The 15,611-nt window shown below is 70.8% G+C and carries 19 protein-coding genes; 7 read left to right on the top strand and 12 right to left on the bottom strand.

Annotated features, from left to right (window positions below):
• Nucleotide 1: 1 nt before the first annotated feature.
• From U2P90_RS09990 to U2P90_RS09980, 3 genes are all read right to left on the bottom strand, one after another.
• Entirely contained in the window at nt 2-259 is a 258-nt protein-coding gene (locus tag U2P90_RS09990; RefSeq protein WP_295818554.1) for an NAD(P)H-dependent oxidoreductase subunit E, read from the bottom strand.
• A 108-nt stretch (nt 260-367) separates the two neighbouring features.
• A complete protein-coding gene (locus U2P90_RS09985; RefSeq protein ID WP_295818553.1) occupies nt 368-1,150 on the bottom strand; it encodes a TerC family protein in 783 nt (260 codons plus the stop codon).
• A 165-nt stretch (nt 1,151-1,315) separates the two neighbouring features.
• Nucleotides 1,316-1,927: a TetR/AcrR family transcriptional regulator gene (locus tag U2P90_RS09980; RefSeq protein WP_380103378.1), complete on the bottom strand. Its 612-nt coding sequence runs from the start codon at nt 1,925-1,927 to the stop codon at nt 1,316-1,318.
• Between the two features lie 97 nt (nt 1,928-2,024).
• Between U2P90_RS09980 and U2P90_RS09975 the strand changes: the two genes are divergently transcribed.
• Complete coding sequence (locus U2P90_RS09975; protein WP_322471979.1) at nt 2,025-2,666, top strand: phospholipase A2; 642 nt, start codon at nt 2,025-2,027, stop codon at nt 2,664-2,666.
• Between the two features lie 22 nt (nt 2,667-2,688).
• Here U2P90_RS09975 and lysA read toward each other — a convergent pair whose 3' ends face one another.
• Complete coding sequence (gene lysA / locus U2P90_RS09970; protein WP_322471978.1) at nt 2,689-3,828, bottom strand: diaminopimelate decarboxylase; 1,140 nt, start codon at nt 3,826-3,828, stop codon at nt 2,689-2,691.
• Nucleotides 3,829-4,364: 536 nt separating this feature from the next.
• On the opposite strand from lysA, the gene mnmA reads away from it, so the two are divergent.
• A complete protein-coding gene (mnmA, locus tag U2P90_RS09965) occupies nt 4,365-5,507 on the top strand; it encodes a tRNA 2-thiouridine(34) synthase MnmA (protein WP_322471977.1) in 1,143 nt (380 codons plus the stop codon).
• A gap of 17 nt (nt 5,508-5,524) precedes the next feature.
• Here mnmA and U2P90_RS09960 read toward each other — a convergent pair whose 3' ends face one another.
• The 6 genes from U2P90_RS09960 to U2P90_RS09935 form a co-directional block, all read right to left on the bottom strand.
• Nucleotides 5,525-6,448: an NAD(P)-dependent oxidoreductase gene (locus tag U2P90_RS09960; protein WP_322471976.1), complete on the bottom strand. Its 924-nt coding sequence runs from the start codon at nt 6,446-6,448 to the stop codon at nt 5,525-5,527.
• Between the two features lie 5 nt (nt 6,449-6,453).
• Nucleotides 6,454-7,047, bottom strand: coding sequence for a GNAT family N-acetyltransferase (locus U2P90_RS09955; RefSeq protein WP_295818543.1), 594 nt, complete (start codon nt 7,045-7,047; stop codon nt 6,454-6,456).
• 10 nt (nt 7,048-7,057) lie between these two features.
• Nucleotides 7,058-8,089 (bottom strand): 3'(2'),5'-bisphosphate nucleotidase CysQ, encoded by a 1,032-nt coding sequence (locus tag U2P90_RS09950; RefSeq protein WP_322471975.1) that lies wholly within the window; start codon nt 8,087-8,089, stop codon nt 7,058-7,060.
• The gene (locus U2P90_RS09945) at nt 8,086-8,841 is read right to left on the bottom strand and encodes an endonuclease III domain-containing protein (protein WP_295818538.1); all 756 of its coding nucleotides are present in this window, start codon (nt 8,839-8,841) and stop codon (nt 8,086-8,088) included. Before U2P90_RS09945 ends, U2P90_RS09950 begins: the two co-directional genes overlap by 4 nt.
• Before the next feature lie 53 nt (nt 8,842-8,894).
• Nucleotides 8,895-9,482 (bottom strand): DedA family protein, encoded by a 588-nt coding sequence (locus U2P90_RS09940; protein WP_295818537.1) that lies wholly within the window; start codon nt 9,480-9,482, stop codon nt 8,895-8,897.
• Between the two features lie 67 nt (nt 9,483-9,549).
• Complete coding sequence (locus U2P90_RS09935) at nt 9,550-10,143, bottom strand: hypothetical protein (protein WP_295818535.1); 594 nt, start codon at nt 10,141-10,143, stop codon at nt 9,550-9,552.
• Nucleotides 10,144-10,217: 74 nt separating this feature from the next.
• On the opposite strand from U2P90_RS09935, the gene U2P90_RS09930 reads away from it, so the two are divergent.
• Nucleotides 10,218-11,369 carry an ATP phosphoribosyltransferase regulatory subunit gene (locus tag U2P90_RS09930; protein WP_322471974.1) on the top strand — a complete coding sequence of 384 codons (1,152 nt, stop codon included), beginning with the start codon at nt 10,218-10,220 and terminating at the stop codon, nt 11,367-11,369.
• Nucleotides 11,366-12,013, top strand: a complete 648-nt coding sequence (gene hisG / locus U2P90_RS09925; RefSeq protein WP_322471973.1) for an ATP phosphoribosyltransferase — start codon at nt 11,366-11,368, stop codon at nt 12,011-12,013. Before U2P90_RS09930 ends, hisG begins: the two co-directional genes overlap by 4 nt.
• Nucleotides 12,014-12,020: 7 nt before the next feature.
• Here hisG and U2P90_RS09920 read toward each other — a convergent pair whose 3' ends face one another.
• Nucleotides 12,021-13,214, bottom strand: a complete 1,194-nt coding sequence (locus U2P90_RS09920) for a MalY/PatB family protein (protein ID WP_322471972.1) — start codon at nt 13,212-13,214, stop codon at nt 12,021-12,023.
• Nucleotides 13,215-13,273: 59 nt separating this feature from the next.
• Between U2P90_RS09920 and U2P90_RS09915 the strand changes: the two genes are divergently transcribed.
• The 3 genes from U2P90_RS09915 to U2P90_RS09905 are packed head-to-tail and all read left to right on the top strand — an operon-like array spanning nt 13,274 to nt 15,032.
• Entirely contained in the window at nt 13,274-13,969 is a 696-nt protein-coding gene (locus U2P90_RS09915) for a 5'-methylthioadenosine/adenosylhomocysteine nucleosidase (protein WP_322471971.1), read from the top strand.
• Nucleotides 13,966-14,373, top strand: coding sequence for a CidA/LrgA family protein (locus tag U2P90_RS09910; RefSeq protein WP_322471970.1), 408 nt, complete (start codon nt 13,966-13,968; stop codon nt 14,371-14,373). Before U2P90_RS09915 ends, U2P90_RS09910 begins: the two co-directional genes overlap by 4 nt.
• Nucleotides 14,370-15,032 (top strand): LrgB family protein, encoded by a 663-nt coding sequence (locus U2P90_RS09905; RefSeq protein ID WP_322471969.1) that lies wholly within the window; start codon nt 14,370-14,372, stop codon nt 15,030-15,032. Before U2P90_RS09910 ends, U2P90_RS09905 begins: the two co-directional genes overlap by 4 nt.
• Here U2P90_RS09905 and U2P90_RS09900 read toward each other — a convergent pair.
• On the bottom strand, nt 15,019-15,591 hold the full coding sequence (locus tag U2P90_RS09900; protein WP_322471968.1) for an MOSC domain-containing protein: 573 nt from the start codon (nt 15,589-15,591) through the stop codon (nt 15,019-15,021). The genes U2P90_RS09905 and U2P90_RS09900 overlap by 14 nt on opposite strands.
• Nucleotides 15,592-15,611 lie beyond the last annotated feature (20 nt).

Genomic DNA, 15,611 nt, shown 5'->3' with positions numbered 1-15,611 from the left:
CTCAGCGCGACCAGCGCTTCATCAGGGTGACGAGCCGCTCAGGCGTGACATTGCGGTACTCGTGGCCGTCCACCCGGACGAGCGGGGCGTCCTCGGGGGCGGTCGTGGCCCCACACTGACTCAGGGTGAGTTCGACGTTCCCGTCGGCTGTCACCATGCCCGGACTGATCCGCAGGGCACTCCAGACGGCGTCCAGCAGGTTCTCGCGGTCATCAATGGACAGGTGTTCGGTACAGATTTCCAGACGGGTGACGGGCACAGCGGAGCCTCCTCTATGGCGCGGCCATGCTAGCGGATCGCGGCCCGGTCGGGTTCGGCAGGGCGGCGCGCCGGGAGCATGCCCGGCGCGCCGCTGTCCTGCGGTGACCTACGACTGGACGCCCGGCTCGGGATGCGGATCCGGGGCGGCGGCCGCGCGCAGCCGCCGTGCCCGCAGGTTCAGGAACTCGACCGCCAGCGAGAACCCCATGGCGAAGTACGTGTATCCCTTGGGAATCTTGAACCCGAACCCGTCGGCCACCAGGTTCACACCGATCAGGAGCAGGAAGGCGAGGGCCAGCATCTTGACCGTGGGGTGGGCCTGCACGAACTCGCCGATCGGCCGTGCCGCGAACAGCATGATCGCCACCGTCACCACGACGGCCGCCACCATCACCCCGATGTCATCGGCCATCCCGACCGCCGTGATCACCGAGTCCAGACTGAAGACGATGTCCAGCACCATGATCTGAGCGATCGTCGCCGCGAAGCCCCGGGAGACGGCTCCGGTGACCTTCGCATCGCCCGCACCGACCGCCGCGCCGTGGCCCTCGAGCTGCTCGTGCATCTCGACCACGGCTTTGTAGAGCAGGAACAGGCCACCTCCGATGAGGATCAGGTCGCGCCCCGAGAAGCCCATGCCCCCGATGGCGAACAGATCCGTCTTGAGACTGTAGACCCATGTGATCGAGAACAGCAGTCCCAGGCGCATGAGCAGCGCCGCCATCAGACCGACGGTTCGGGCCCGCTGCTGCTGCTCCGGCGGGAGCTTCCCAGCCAGGATCGAGATGAAGATGACGTTGTCGATCCCGAGCACGATCTCGAGCATCAGCAGTGTGGCGAAGGCCAGCCAAGCCTCCGGCTGGGTCACCCAGGCGAACAGTGATTCCATTGTGTAACTCCACAGTTGGGGGAAGGGGACGCTGCCACGCACGTCCAGGACACCGAAGAGGGAGAATTCCCGTCACCGCGCCCGTGCGGCGCGTCGCCAGCCATGTTCGTGGAGAAAGTCTACACCGTTCATGTCAGGCACATGAAGGCCCTTCATGGACGGGGGTCAGTGGGGGGTGGCCCCGTCCAGATACACCGCCAGCAGGGCGCGGGCGGTGCCCGGCGGATCGGCCGGCGGCGTCCCGGTCACGAGTGGATACAGCAGCGCCAGGAAGGCCCGCGTCAGGGTGGCGGGCGGCAGATCCACGCGCAGCTCCCCGCGCGCGGCCGCGTACTCGAACAGCTCGGTCAGGCCACCCATCCACACGCGGCGATACGCCACCTCGAAGGCGGCGCGGCGCGCGGCATCGATGTGGCGCAGCTCCCCGGCCAGTTGCAGGCCCACACGCTGCTCGGGGGCGCTGGCGATCAGACCGTCGATCAGGGTGTGCAGCTGGGTGCGCAGGTCGTGCTGCGCGGACGCGGCGGCCACCAACCGTGCCAGCCCCCCCACCGCGCCGTCGAGCAGCGACAGGAACAGCGCCTCCTTGTCGGCGAAATGGTGATACAGCGCCGGTTTGGTCACCCCGACCGCCTGGGCCACCTCGCGCATGCTCACCCCGTGGTAGCCGCCCTGGACGAACAGCCGCGCGGCCTCATGCTGAATCCGGGCGCGGGTCGTGTCGGGCACGGGCTGGGACTGCGGCTGGGATGCGGGCGGAACACTCACGCCCGCCATGATATGGGGGGGTGCTGGCACGGCCCTGACCCGCACCTTTACACTCGGGGTGACCGACAACCCACCGCCCCCCCGTTCCGGAAAGGAGCTGCCCCGAATGCGCCACGTGCCCCTCACCGCGCTGTGTACCGTCGTCCTTCTGGCTGCCTGCTCACAGAGCACCCCGGAGGTCGCCCAGGCCACCTCTACCTCGTCGTACGCCGCCCGGCCGGAACTGCAGGACGCCGGCAGCCAGGCGATCCTGCGCCGCTATGCCGGCGACCCCGGCCTGCTCGCCGCGCTTCAGGAGGCTTACGGCGAACGGGCGACCGTGCTCCACCGTCCGGCGGCACCACAGATCGGCGGCCTGGATCTCGCCAGCGAACGGCTGGCGTACATCAAGCGCACGGGCTGGGGCACCGTCAGCAACTACAACACGCAGTACGGGGCCTACGCGACCTCGGGCAGCCTGCCGTATCCGGGGCTGGACTGGTCGCGCGACGGGTGCAGCGCCCCCGACGGCCTGGGCCTGGGCTACCGCGAGGACTTCCGGCCCGCGTGCAACGGCCACGACTTCGCGTACCGCAACCTGAAGGTCTACCAGCGCACCGACGCCAACCGCCTGAGCAGCGACGACGCCTTCTACGCGAACATGAAGGGTATCTGCGCCGCCAAGAGCTGGTACGCCCGGCCCGCGTGCTACACGGCCGCGTATGCGTACTACGAGGGCGTGCGTGTCGGGGGCGGCAGCTCGTTCTGAGGGCTGGGACTGCGGACTGGCCTCACTCCTCGGCGGCCCACACGTCCTGGGGCGTCTCGCGGCGGCGAACCAGCGTCCACTGATCACCCTCGCACAGCACCTCGGCGGGGCGGGAGCGGGTCAGGTACGTGCTGCTCATGGCGGCGCCATAGGCCCCGGCCTCGGCGAATGCCAGCAGGTGCCCGCGCTCCGGGGTGGGCAGCGGCACGTCCCGCGCCAGCACGTCGCCGCTCTCGCACGCGGGGCCGGCGATGTCCCAGGCCTGCTGATCCGGGGCACTCCACAGCGGGGCCACGGGATGCACCGCTCCGTACAGCATGGGCCGCAGCAGCTCGGTCATGCCGGCATCGACCAGCACGAAGTTCCGCCCGGTGTGCTTGGTGCCGACCACCCGTGTCAGGAGCTGCCCGGCCCGCGCCACGAGGTAACGGCCGGGTTCCACCCACAGCTCGGCCCCGAACGCCTGCGCCGCGTGCCGGGCCTCGCGGGCAATGCCATGCAGGTCGGCGTCCAGGCCCCAACCGCCGCCCGCATCGAGCACCGTCAGCGGGCCAGTTCGTTCACGCAGGTCTGTCAGACGGCCAAACGCGGCCGTAAAATCTCCCGCGTCACGGATCGCGCTGCCGATGTGGACGTGCAGGCCCAGCGCGTCGTGACCGGCTGCCCGCAGGGCATCCAGCACCCGTGGGGCCTGTTCCAGCGTGACGCCGAACTTGCTCCCGGCCGCGCCCGTGGCGAGGTGGTCATGCGTACTGACCGCCAGCGCCGGATTCACGCGCACCAGCGCCCGGGACGCCGGCGGCAGCAGCGAGACCTCCTCGGCACGGTCGACGATGAAGGTCGCGCCCAGCCGGGCACCGGCCGCGTATTCCGCCTCGGATTTCGCAGGGCCGTTCACGAGAATGTTCGCCCCCGCCGCGCCGATGTGCTCGGCCCGGGCCAGTTCGCCGGCACTGACACACTCGAAGCCCACGCCCGCCGCGTGCAGGCGGCGCAGCAGCGTCAGGTTCGGATTGGCCTTCATCGCGTAGTACACGCGGGCGTCCCCAAAAGCGTCCCGCACCCGGGCCAGCGCCGCGTCCAGTTCGGCGGCGTCGTAGACGTACAGGGGCGTGCCGTGGGCGTCGGCAGCGGCTTGCAGGGCGTCACGGGGAATGCTCACGCAGCGAGTGTACCGGGCGGCGCGGATCCGGCGGGGCGGGGTGGCCTCGTCCAGTCTGGCCGGGGAGGTGGGAGGGGGTGGAGACGCTAGAGGTGGCTGTATCTGGTTTGGAGGTTTATGGAGCCCGTTCCCTGGGGACACTTGATGTACCAAAAGAATCCGCCGTGTCAAGGCAGAACAGAGGGATGGCGTCCAGCACACGGGCAAGCCGTGCCCGACACCCCCCTCCCCAACCCTCCCCCACAAGGAGGGAGGGGGCAAACATCGCGACCAGCACAGCGCAATTTCTATTGCACATCGAGCGTGGTAAGGGGGAGGGACTAAAAGATGCGTTCCAGCCGCGCTCCATCGCACTGCACATCTAGCGTTTCAATGGAGCTGAGTAATTCTTGCTTCCACTTGCGGAAAGACGACCCGAGTGGGCGGACTCGCAGAGCTGTGAAACCGAGGGGTTCGCTCGCTGCCCGGCCGCGTCCCCGAATTGCCCTCCTGCTCACGCCGGCCACCACACCGAACCTGTTAAGCTGCGCGGCTGTATGAGCGCTCCGTCTGCCGCGACCACCTCCACCGTCTCCCCTGCCGCCGGCACGGGGCAGCGGGTGCTGTGCGCGATGTCCGGGGGTGTGGACAGTTCGGTCACCGCGTCGCTGCTCAAGGAACAGGGCTACGAGGTGATCGGCGCGATGATGCGCTTCTGGCCCGACGACAAGCGGGTGGACACCTTCGACACGTGCTGCTCGCCCGACGCGGCCTACGAGGCGCGGCGCGTGGCCGAACAGGTAGGCGTGCCGTTCTACCTGCTGGACTACCGCGAACAGTTCCAGCGCCACATCGTCGGGCCGTTTCTGGACGAGTACCGCAGGGGGCGCACGCCTAACCCCTGCGTGAACTGCAACACCAAGGTGAAGTTCGACGAACTGGTCAAGAAGGCCCGGATGCTCGGCTGCCGCTACGTGGCGACCGGGCATTACGTCAAGCGCGTCGAGAACGCGGCAGGCGAGGTCGAATTCTGGCGGGGCGACGATCCCCGCAAGGATCAGACCTATTTCCTGTGGGGCACGCCGCGTGACGCGCTGCCCTACATCCTGTTCCCGGTCGGAGAGCTGGAGAAGCCCCGCGTGCGCGAGATTGCCGAGGAACGCGGCCTGCTGACCGCCCGCAAGCCCGAGAGCCAGAACATCTGCTTCGTGCCGGGCAAGGTGCAGGACTTCGTGGCCGAGTACGTGCCGCAGGCGAGCGGCGCGATCCGCGAGATCAGCAGCGGGGAGCGGGTGGGCGACCACCTGGGCACGCAGTTCTACACGCTGGGCCAGAAGAAGGGCCTGGACCTGTATCAGTCGCATGTGGTTCGCTATGTGGTTCACCTCGATCCCGACACGAATACCGTGTGGGTGGGCGACCATGCCGACTGCCTGTGGACGGGCCTGCGGGCGAGCGCGGCGAACTACCTGCTCGATCTGGCCGACCTGCCGGCCGAACTGGAGGTGCAGGTACGCTACCGCTCGACACCCGTGAAGGCCCGCGTGATCCGTGCCGACTCAGATTCCTTCGAGTTGTCGTTCGCGGAGCCGCAGTTCGCCGTGGCCCCCGGCCAGAGCGCCGTGCTGTACGCCGGCCCTCGGCTGCTGGGCGGCGGCCTGATCGACGACCACACGCGGGCGTTGCCCGAGCTGCGCTGACCATGAGGCCCTGACGCTCAGTACTTGCGCCAGGATTCGACGAGACCCTCCGGCTCACGGCCCTGCTGGAAGTCGATCAGGAAGTCGCGGGTCAGGCTGGCCCCCCGGTACACCAGATCGGTCGTGGTGCTGGCGATGTGCGGAGTGATGACCACGTTCTCCTCGGCCCACAGGGGATCGTCCTGCGGCAGCGGCTCGGGATCGGTCACGTCCAGTACGGCCCCCGACAGCTGTCCGCTGTGGAGGGCGGCGATCAGGTCATCCCGGACGATCAGATTGCCGCGCCCGACGTTGACCAGCCACGCGCCGCGCCTGATCCGGCCCAGGATGTCGGCATTCACGATACCGACCGTGTCGGGCGTGCTGGGCAGCAGCAGCACGACGAAGTCGGCGGTCTCCAGGAACTCGTCGCGCTCGCTGTCGGTGGTCGCCGAGGAAATGCCGTTCAGGAACACGTCGAATGGACGCAGCAGGTCTTCCAGATTCCGGCCGATGTGCCCGAAGCCCCACAGCACCACGCGGGCACGGTCGAGGCTGACCAGCCCGGACTCGCTGATGGTCTTCGGTGAGGCCCACTCGCGGCGGGCCTGCGCATCCCGGAAGCGGTGGAAGCCGCGTGCGGCCGTGAGCATTCCGGCCAGCGCGTGCACCGCCACGGCCCGCTCGTGCAGCCGGTTGGCGTTGTAGAGCTGCACCCCCGGCGGGATCAGATTCCGGATGTGGTCGATTCCGGCAGTCAGGGTCAGCACCCACTTCAGGCCCGGCGTGGCGAGCAGGCGATCACGGGTCTCCGCTGAGGCAAACCACAGCACGACCCCCGTGGCCTCGCCGTCCGGCACGTGCCCGTCAACGTAGTACGCCAGGTCGCAGCCCGGCACACTGCGCTCGGAGGTGGTCCTGAGGGCTCGGAATTCAGGGAGATCCGGGAGCAGTACACGCATGACGGCTATTGTGCCGGAGGCGCGTTAAGGGAACGCCACTCGCTGCGGCTGAGTTCCATGTGGACATCCACCCGTCCGGGGCGTTCGGTTCGGCCGGTCTCGTGGAAGCCACACGCCGCGAAGGCCCGCTGGGCGCGGCGGTTGTGCCCGAAGGTGGTCAGCCGGATCCGGTGCAGCGGTGGGTCACGGATCTCGAAGGCCCAGCGCAGCAGGGCATTCACGCCGCCGCGCCCGTACCCGTGGCCCCACAGCTCCGGGTACCCGATCATGATCCCCAGCGTGCCGGTGGTGGCCGCCAGCGGAGGCGGGGGCCGCAGGTCGTACAGCTCCGCGCTGCCGATCAGGACACCGCGCGCGTCCAGGATGCCGAAGCCGGCGCGCTCGCCGCCGCGCTCCTCATCCTGCATGATGCGGCGGAACAGCCACTCGGGCAGGTGGATCGGCTTGGCGTCGTTCCAGTCGGCCAGCTCACGGTTGCGGAAGAAGCCGTGCAGGGTCCGCCACTCGGCCGACGTGAACTCCAGCAGCGGCTTGAGGGTCACGCGCGCTCCGTCCCCCGATTCACCGACCGGCGGAGGTGTGGACGCGTGCTCGGGCATGCCGCTCAGCCTAGCGCCCGGCCGGCGTGAGGGCACCGAGGGCCCGCGTGACATCCCGCGTCAGGCGCTCCAGATGGAAGGCGTCCCCGTGGGCCCGCTCGACGGTGCGCGTGGCAGGATCGACGACCAGCAGGGCCAGCACCCGCCCCCCGGCGTGGCGGATGAAGACGCCGGGGTGGCCGCTCAGGGCCGCCTGATCCGCCGCGTCCAGGGTCGTCCAGGCGGGCGCGTCCGGGCGCAGGCCCAGGTGCGCGGTCGGCAGGCCGAAGTCCCGCAACTGGCCCTCCAGCCACTCCAGCGCCGCCGGGGTGCCGCCGATGATGCCCTGCTCGACGTGCGGCGAGGGCCGGTTGTACGTGATCGGCTGGCCGTCGCGGCGGCGCAGGTCGCCTCCGGCGGCCCGTACCAGCGCGTGCCCGGCGGCGATGTCCCACTCGCTGCGCGGCGACATCGTGAAGGTCGCGTCGGCGTGCCCGGCCGCGATCCGGGCCAGTTTGAGGGCGATGCTGCCGCTGGGATGCAGGCCCGGCAGGCCCACGCGGTGCAGTTCCCGCCCGTGCTCGGTGTCGGACACGGCGACGCGCCACGGTGCGGAGCCGGTGCCGGCGGCCCGTGGCCCCCGGTAGCTCACATCGCCACCCACTGTCCCCGCGAAGAGTTCATCCGTGGCCGGCGCGTACACCACGCCCAGCACCGGCTCCCCGGCCACCGCCAGGCCGATGCTCACGCAGTAGTCGTCGCTGCCGGATGCGTATTCCTTCGTACCGTCGATGGGATCGACGATCCACACCCGCTCCCGGACCAGCCGGCGGTCGCTGTCGGCCTCCTCCTCGCTCAGGAGGCCGTCGTCGGGGAAGGCGGCGGCCAGCCCAGCGGTGATCAGGTGCGACGCCTCTCGGTCGGCCGCCGTGACAGGATCGTCGATGGAGGTCTTGTGCTCGACGGTCAGGCCGGCACGCAGGTGGGCACGCAGCAGCTCGCCGGCCTCCAGGGCGAGGCGGGTGGCGACCTCCAGGTCACGGGTTCGGGGCGATGACGTCATGGCTGGAGCATAGCGGGCCGGCCGGCGGTGGCCGGGGCGAGCAGCGCCGCCGCCGGGCACAGGTCGAGGAGCACGCACGTGTCGCAGCGCGGATGCCGCGCCCGGCAGGTCTCACGCCCGTGCCGGATGGCCGACACGTGGAAGGTGTACCGGTCGGCCCATTCGCGCGGCAACACCCGGTCGAACCAGCGCTCGACCTTGACGGCGTTCCACGGCTCCGGCGTGAGCCCCAGCCGCCCCGCGAGGCGCCAGATGTGCGTGTCCACCGGCATGGCGGGCCGGGCGAGGTCAAATAAGAGGACACAGCTCGCGGTCTTCATGCCCACGCCGGGCATGTCCTCCAGCAGGGCACGCACCGCGTCGTCCGGGAGATCCCGCAGGTCGCGCAGGCTCAGCTCACCGCGCGTCTCGTCCAGATGCGCCAGCGCCGCGTGGATGTAGCCGGCCTTGATCCTGGACAGGCCGCCGCCCGCCTCCTTCAGCACCGTCTCGATGCCGTCCGGGCCGTCGGCCAGGGCCGCTTCCCAGCGGGGATAGACCGTCTTGAGCGCCGCGAACTGCCGCCGGGTGATCGGCGCAGTGTTCTGCTGCGAAAGGATCGTCGAGATCAGGCCGTCCAGCGGCTCTGCCATGCGCGTGGGCACCGGCGGATCCGGCAGGTACCGTTCGCGCAGCCGCCGGGCGACCTCGGGCAGGTGCGGCGGGGCGGGCAGCGTGTCCGGAGTGGGGCGGGAAGCAACCTGGGCAGTCACCCGCGCAGCGTAGGCCGCCCCGGCCGCTCAGACCGTAGCGCCCCTCCCAGGCGTCACGCCCGGCGGGCCTGCACGACCTTGAGAACCACGGGAATGACGCTCACGACCAGCACCACCGCCACGATCAGCAGGACGTACTGGTCGAGGTTCGGGATGAGCTTCCCGAAGAAATAGGCGAGTGCCGGCAGCGAGACGCCCCACAGCAGCGCCCCGAGCACGTTGTACGCGGTGAAGATCCCCAGCGGCATGCGGCTCACGCCCGCCAGGGTGGGCACCAGCGTCCGGACGATCGGCACGAAGCGGGCCAGCACCACCGACTGCCAGCCGTAGTGCGTGAAGAACTTCTCGGCCTCGGTGACATACGAGGGCTTGAAGAACCGCGATTCCTGGTTCCGGAACACCGCCGGCCCGAACCGGTGACCGATGAAATACCCGGCCACGCAGCCCAGGATGCCGCCGGCCACCACCGCCGCCATCACCCCCACCAGTGACAGGTCACCGCTGGCCGCGAACAGCCCGGCGGTGATCAGCAGGCTGTCGCCGGGCAGGAAGAAGCCCAGCAGCAGGCCGGTCTCGGCGAACACGATCAGGAAGATCCCGATGTACGAGAACGCGAGGATGGTGTGGATGAGTGACTCCATGGACGCACGGTAGCGCGGCCGGTGTTCCGCGCACGTCACCCAACCGGAGGAGCGGGGCGCGGCCGGCTCAGCGGGCGCGCAGGGTCACGCGGTTTCCGGCCGCGTCCACGGCCTCCAGATCGGCCCAGATGCCGGTCGTCTCGGCGTAGAACTCGACCTCGCGGCCGGGGGTGATGTTGATCTGGTTGCCGTCCACGAGCATCTGCACGACGCGGGTGTTGTCGCGGGCCGTGCCGGTCACGCGGATCAGGGTGCCGGACCGCTCGAAGCGCGTGACCGAGATGGCGGGGCGCTGGGCATCCACCGTCACCGGCAGGATCACGGTGCTGCGGTTTCCGGCGGCGTCCTGCGCGGTGATCGTGTACTTGCCGGTGCTGCCCTGGATCAGGGTCTTGAACTGGAAGCGGGCCAGCTTGCGGCTGCCGGGCAGGATCGGGATGGGCGTGCCGTCCACCGTGATCTGCGTGACCCCCGTGTCGTCGAGTACGTAGCCGTCCACGACAAACGACCGTGCCCGGCTGGCCGCACCGTCCGCATTGCTGATCGTGATGCGCGGCTTGAAGGTGTCTGTGGTTCGGGCACAGCTCCCCAGGCTGGACGCCAGCCCGACGGCCACGGCCCCCGCACTCAGGACGGTCACGAGGGAGCGGGCGCGGCGCATGGCCCGGAGTATACCGGGCACGCCGGCCCGGTCACCTGACCCGTCCCACATGGACGTGCCAGACGCCGCATACAATGCCCCCCGTGAGTGCGTCCGCCCGCCCCCCGTCCCGCCCCTCCGCCCCCGGTATCCCGGAAGGCACCCGCGACGTCCTGCCGCCTGAGTGGGCCCAGCGCGAGGCTCTGCGCGCCCGGCTGGCGGCGACCTTCAGCGCCTGGGGGTACCGGGGTGTGGAGGTGCCGGCCCTGGAGTACGCGAGCGCCGCGCATCCTCAGGACGCGCTGGCCTTCAAGCTGATCGACTCGGGCGGACAGGTGCTCGCGCTGCGCAGCGAGTTCACGACCGCCGTGGGCCGGCTGGCCCGCACGCGCTTCCCGGCCGGGCCGTTTCCGCTGCGGCTGCAGTACGCGGGCCGCCTGTGGCTGCGGGCCCTGACCAGCGAACTGGGGCGGCTGCGCGAGTTCAACCAGTCCGGCGTGGAACTCATCGGCGTGGAGAGCGCCCACGCTGACGCCGAGCTGCTGCACCTGGCCGACGCCGCCCTGCGTGACGTCGGCGTGGACGCCCGGCTGGAACTGGGCTTTCCCGGCTTCGTGGACGCCGTGCTGGAGGACGCCGGGCTGCACGGCCACGCGCGTGAAGAATTGCACCACGCCATCGACCGCAAGAGCGGCGCGGACGTGGATGTCCTGGCGCGGCGCGACGGCCTATCGGCCGGGGTCACGGCCACGCTGCATGCCCTGACCGAGCTGTACGGCGGTCCGGAGGTGCTGGACGAGGCGGCAGCCCTGGCCCAGGGCGCACGTGCCCGCGCGGCCGTGACGCACCTGCGCGAGGTCGCGGTTCACTTCGGCCGGCCGCTGCTGTTCGATCTGGGCGTGAGCCGCCGCTACGACTACTACACCGGCGTGACCTTCCGGGCGTATTCGCCGGGACTGAACCAGCCGGTGCTGGGCGGCGGCCGCTACGCGCTGGAGGGCGGCCTGCCTGGGGCCGGCTTTGCCATCGGCCTGGAGCGTCTGGCCCGCGCGGCCGCCGCCGCCCTGCCCCCCGAACCCGAGGTGGTGCTGGCGCTGGATCTGGCCGGCGCACAGACTGCCCGCGCCGCCGGCCTACACGCGGAGCTGGCGTGGACGGACGACCGCGCCGCCCTGGACGCCTACAGCCGCGAGCGCGGCATCACGCGCTGGATCGCGGGCCACACGTGGCAGGAGGTGGGCGCATGACCCCGCTGCCGGATCGTGCCCCCGATCACCTGACCCTGGCCCTGCCGAAGGGCCGGATCCTCGACGACGCCATTGACCTGCTGTCGCGCGCTGGACTGCCCCTGACGAAACCCGAGAAGTCCCGCGCCCTGCGCCACGAGTTCCCCGGCGTGACCGTGCTGGAGCTGAGGAACCAGGACGTGCCGGTGTACGTCGATCTGGGTGTCGCGGACGCCGGGATCGTGGGCAAGGATGTGCTGGTCGAGTCCGGCCGCACCGTGTATGAGCCGCTCGACCTGCGGTTCGCTCCGTGCCGCCTGTCCCTGATCCGGGAAGTGGGTGCCGCCGGGCCGGTCAACCGTGTGGGCACGAAATACCCCCGGGCCGCGCGCGCCTATCTGAACGCACAGGGCGTTCCGGCCGAGATCGTGAAGCTGAACGGCAACATCGAACTCGCGGCCCTGACCGGCCTGGCCGACGCCGTGATCGACCTCGTACAGACCGGCGGCACGCTGCGGGCGAACAATCTGGAGGAACTGGACGTGCTGTTCCACTCCAGCGCCCGCCTGATCGTGAACCGCGCTGCCCTGAAGCTCCGGCGCGACCGCCTGCACCCGCTGATCACCCGGCTGCGTGGGCTGGTGGCGGACTCGGTGCCGGGCTGACCATCCCCTACCGAGCTTTGTCCAGCGCGGCCGTCATGCGCTCCAGCGCCTCGGTCAGGATCGCGCGGCTGGTGGCAAAGTTCACGCGGATGAAGCCCTGGTACTGGGTCTTATGGGCATCAGGCGCGAAGACCGGGCCATCGTGGACGGCGATCCGGGCCTCGTCGAGCAGGAACTGCTGGATGGTGCCGGCACGGGGGTGCTCGCGCAGATCAAGCCATGCCAGGTAGGTGGCCTCGGGGGTGTAGGCCCGGATCCACGGCGCATGCTCGCGCAGGTAGGCCATCAGGAAATCGCGGTTGCCCTGGAGGTACGCCACGGTGTCCTGAAGCCACGGCCCCGCCCCCTGAAGGGCCGCCCGCCACATGGTCACGCTCAGGGCTCCCTCGTGGCCCATCAGGCCGCCGGCGGCCGAACGCACGCGCTTGACCAGGGCCGCGTTGTGGCCCACCATCGCGCCGATGCCCAGGCCGGCGGTGTTGTACGCCTTGCACGGCCCGGTCAGGGTGATGGTGCGGCTGCGCACGCGCGGGTCGGCAGCGAAGGCCTCGAAGGCCTCGCCGGTGAAGCGCAGGTCCGCATGCAGCTCGTCGCTGACCACGAACAGGTCGCGGGCGATGGCCAGGTCGCGCAGCTTTTCCAGCTCCCCCGCCGTCCACACCCGCCCAGTGGGGTTGTGCGGATGGCACAGCATGAGCAGGCGGCTCCCGCGTGAGGCGGCGTCCAGGGCGGCCCAGTTCACCTCGTACCCGTCCTCGCCCTCGCGCAGGGGCACGCCCGCGACCCGGCGGCCCAGATCGGTGATCGCCAGATGGAACGGGTGGTAGATGGGTGTCATGGTCACGACCGGTTCGCCGGGGGTCGTCAGGGCGTGCACCGCCGCGTAGAGCCCTGGCACCACACCCGGCAGCAGGGCAATCCCATCGTCCTGAAGGCCGTCCAGCCCCTGCGTGGCCAGATGCGCTCGCAGCAGCGTGAGCAGGTCGGGGTCGCCGCGCAGCTGGTGGTAACCCAGGCCACGGGTCAGCCGCTCCTGAAGCGCCTCCAGAATGGCCGGTGCGACCGGATAGTCCATGTCGGCCACCCACAGCGGGATGACGTCCGGGCCGTACAGCGTCCACTTGATCGAGTCCGGGTGGCGCAGCGCGGTCACGTCCAGGGCGTCGCGCGTGTCGGCAGCCTGCGGGGGAAGGCTCGTCATGCGTCCGAGCATACGCCGGGCGTGTGAACGTCCTGCAAGACCGCGCGTACACTGGCGGGGTGTTGGCGATCATGGGCGCAATGGACGAGGAGATCGAACTGCTGTTGGCGGATCTGCGGGAGCGCGAGGACGTCACGCTGCCCGGCGTGACGGTACACCGGGGCGTGCTGGACGGCGTGCCGGTGCTGCTCACGCGCGGCGGGATCGGCAAGGTGAACGCGGCCATGACGACCACGTACCTGCTGGTGCACGGCGCGAGCCGCGTGGTCTTCACGGGCGTGGCCGGCGGCGTGCACCCGGAGCTGCGGGTCGGCGACATCGTGGTCAGTACAGATCTCGTGCAGCACGACGTGGACGTGACCCCCCTGGGCTACGAGGTGGGCACGGTGCCCGGTGAGCTCCCCGCGTGGCCCGCCGACCCGGAGCTGCGGGCCGCAGCAGTGCGGGCGGCGCAGGCCGTGGAGGGCGTGCAGGTCGTCGAGGGCCGCGTGGCGAGTGGCGACCAGTTCATCGCGTCGGTGCCGGGCGTGACCCGCCTGCGCGAGACCTTCGGCGCGGCGTGCGCCGAGATGGAGGGCGCGGCGGTGGCCCAGGTCTGCGCCAAGGCCGGCGTGCCCTTCGTGGTGATCCGTTCGGTGAGCGACACCGCCGACACCGGCGCGGACGTGGACTACCGCGAGTTCATGCCCCGCGTGGCCCGCCACGCCAAGCAGGTCGTGCGCGGCATGCTGGCTGACCTGACTGCCGCGCCGTGAGTGACGGTGCCGTGACCGGGCTGGGCGCGGAGTCCGTCACCGCCCGGCTGCCCGCACCCGCCCGGTTCGTGCTGGGCCTGGGGATCCTGACCGCCTTCGCAGCGCTGGGGCAGGGTCTGGTCACGGCGCTGCACCTGCCGCTGCCGGGCTCCGTGACGGGCATGGCGCTGCTGTGGGCCGCGCTGGGTACACGGGTCATCCGGCTGCACTGGATCGCGGACGCCGCCGACGGCCTGCTGGGCATCCTGGGCCTGCTGTTCGTGCCCGCCACAGTCGGTGTTATCGGCTACCTGTCGGCGGGAGCGGCGTGGGGCTGGTGGCTGCTGGTCATGGCGGCGGGCCTGCTGGTGGGGGCCGGGCTGGCGGGGGTGCTGGCGTCGCGGCTGGTGCAGGCAGAGCCGTGACATGGATCGCCGTCACGCTGCTGGCCTTCGCGCTGGGTGTGGTCGCCCAGGCCCGGCTCCGCTCACCCGTCGCCAACCCGACCCTGATCGCCACGCTGGCCGTCGCGGCGGTGCTGCTGGCCCTGCGGATCCCCTACGACACCTACCTGCGGGACGTGACCCCGCTCCAGAATGTCCTCGGCCCGGCGGTGGTGGCCCTGGCCGTGCCGCTGTACCGCCTGCGGTCACTGCTGGCCCGGCAGTGGCGGGCGCTGGTGATCGGCGGGCTGGCCGGCACCCTGGCCGGCGTGGCGGTCGACGCGGGCCTGGCCCACGCCCTGAACCTCAGTGACGACGCCCAGCGCTCGCTGCTGACCGCCCCGGCGACGAGCCCGGTGGCCCTGCAGCTCGCGGGCCTGACCGGGGCACCCCCGGCCCTGGCCGCCACCCTGGCGGTGCTGTCGGGACTGCTCGGGGCACTGATCCTGCCGCCCGTGCTGTCGGCGCTGGGCGTGCGGCACCCGCTGGCCCGTGGGATCGCCCTGGGGGCCGTGTCGCACGGCATCGGCACGGCGCGGGCCCGCGAGGAAGGTGAGCTGACCGGCGCGGCCAGCTCGATTGGCATGGGCCTGGCCGCCCTGACCGTGACAGTGGTGGTGGCGGTGCTCAGCCGGGGGTGACCGGAGCCGCTGCCGGGCTCCCGCCAAACCAAGCCTCGAAATTGTCCAGAATCGTGCCGCTCTCGCCGGGGGCCACGTCCAGCAGCTCCACGGGGTCGCCCGCCTGCACGTGCCCCTCGCGCAGTACCCGGGCGTACACGCCGGGCCGCCTCATCTCGCGGAATTGTTTCACGAAGTCCGGGTCGCCCATGCGCTCGGCCAGGGTCACGCACGGCACGCGGGCCGAGGCCACCTCCAACACCACGTCCCCGATGCGCAGGCGCTGCCCCAGCCGCATGGGTGCGGACTCCAGTTCCGAGACGAGCAGGTTTTCCCCGAAGGTGCCGGGGGCCAGTGTCCGGCCCAGCACGCCCTCCCACGCCGCGTAGTCCGGCGCGGTGTAGAGGTACACGGCCTGCTCCGTGCCCCCGTGGTGCGCGGTGTCCAGGATGTGGTCGCCGCTTAGGCCGAGACGGCCCACCTGGACGGGGCCGCTCACGGGCTGCTTGTGGATGCCGCTCCAGCCGGACTTGCTCTTCACCACACGCGGCTGGCCCACACAGACGCTCAGGAGTTCCATACCGGCAGTGTATCGGGGAA

The organism is Deinococcus sp. AB2017081, from assembly GCF_034440735.1.
Classification (GTDB): domain Bacteria; phylum Deinococcota; class Deinococci; order Deinococcales; family Deinococcaceae; genus Deinococcus; species Deinococcus rufus.
This window is presented reverse-complemented; position numbering and strand designations above follow the sequence as displayed.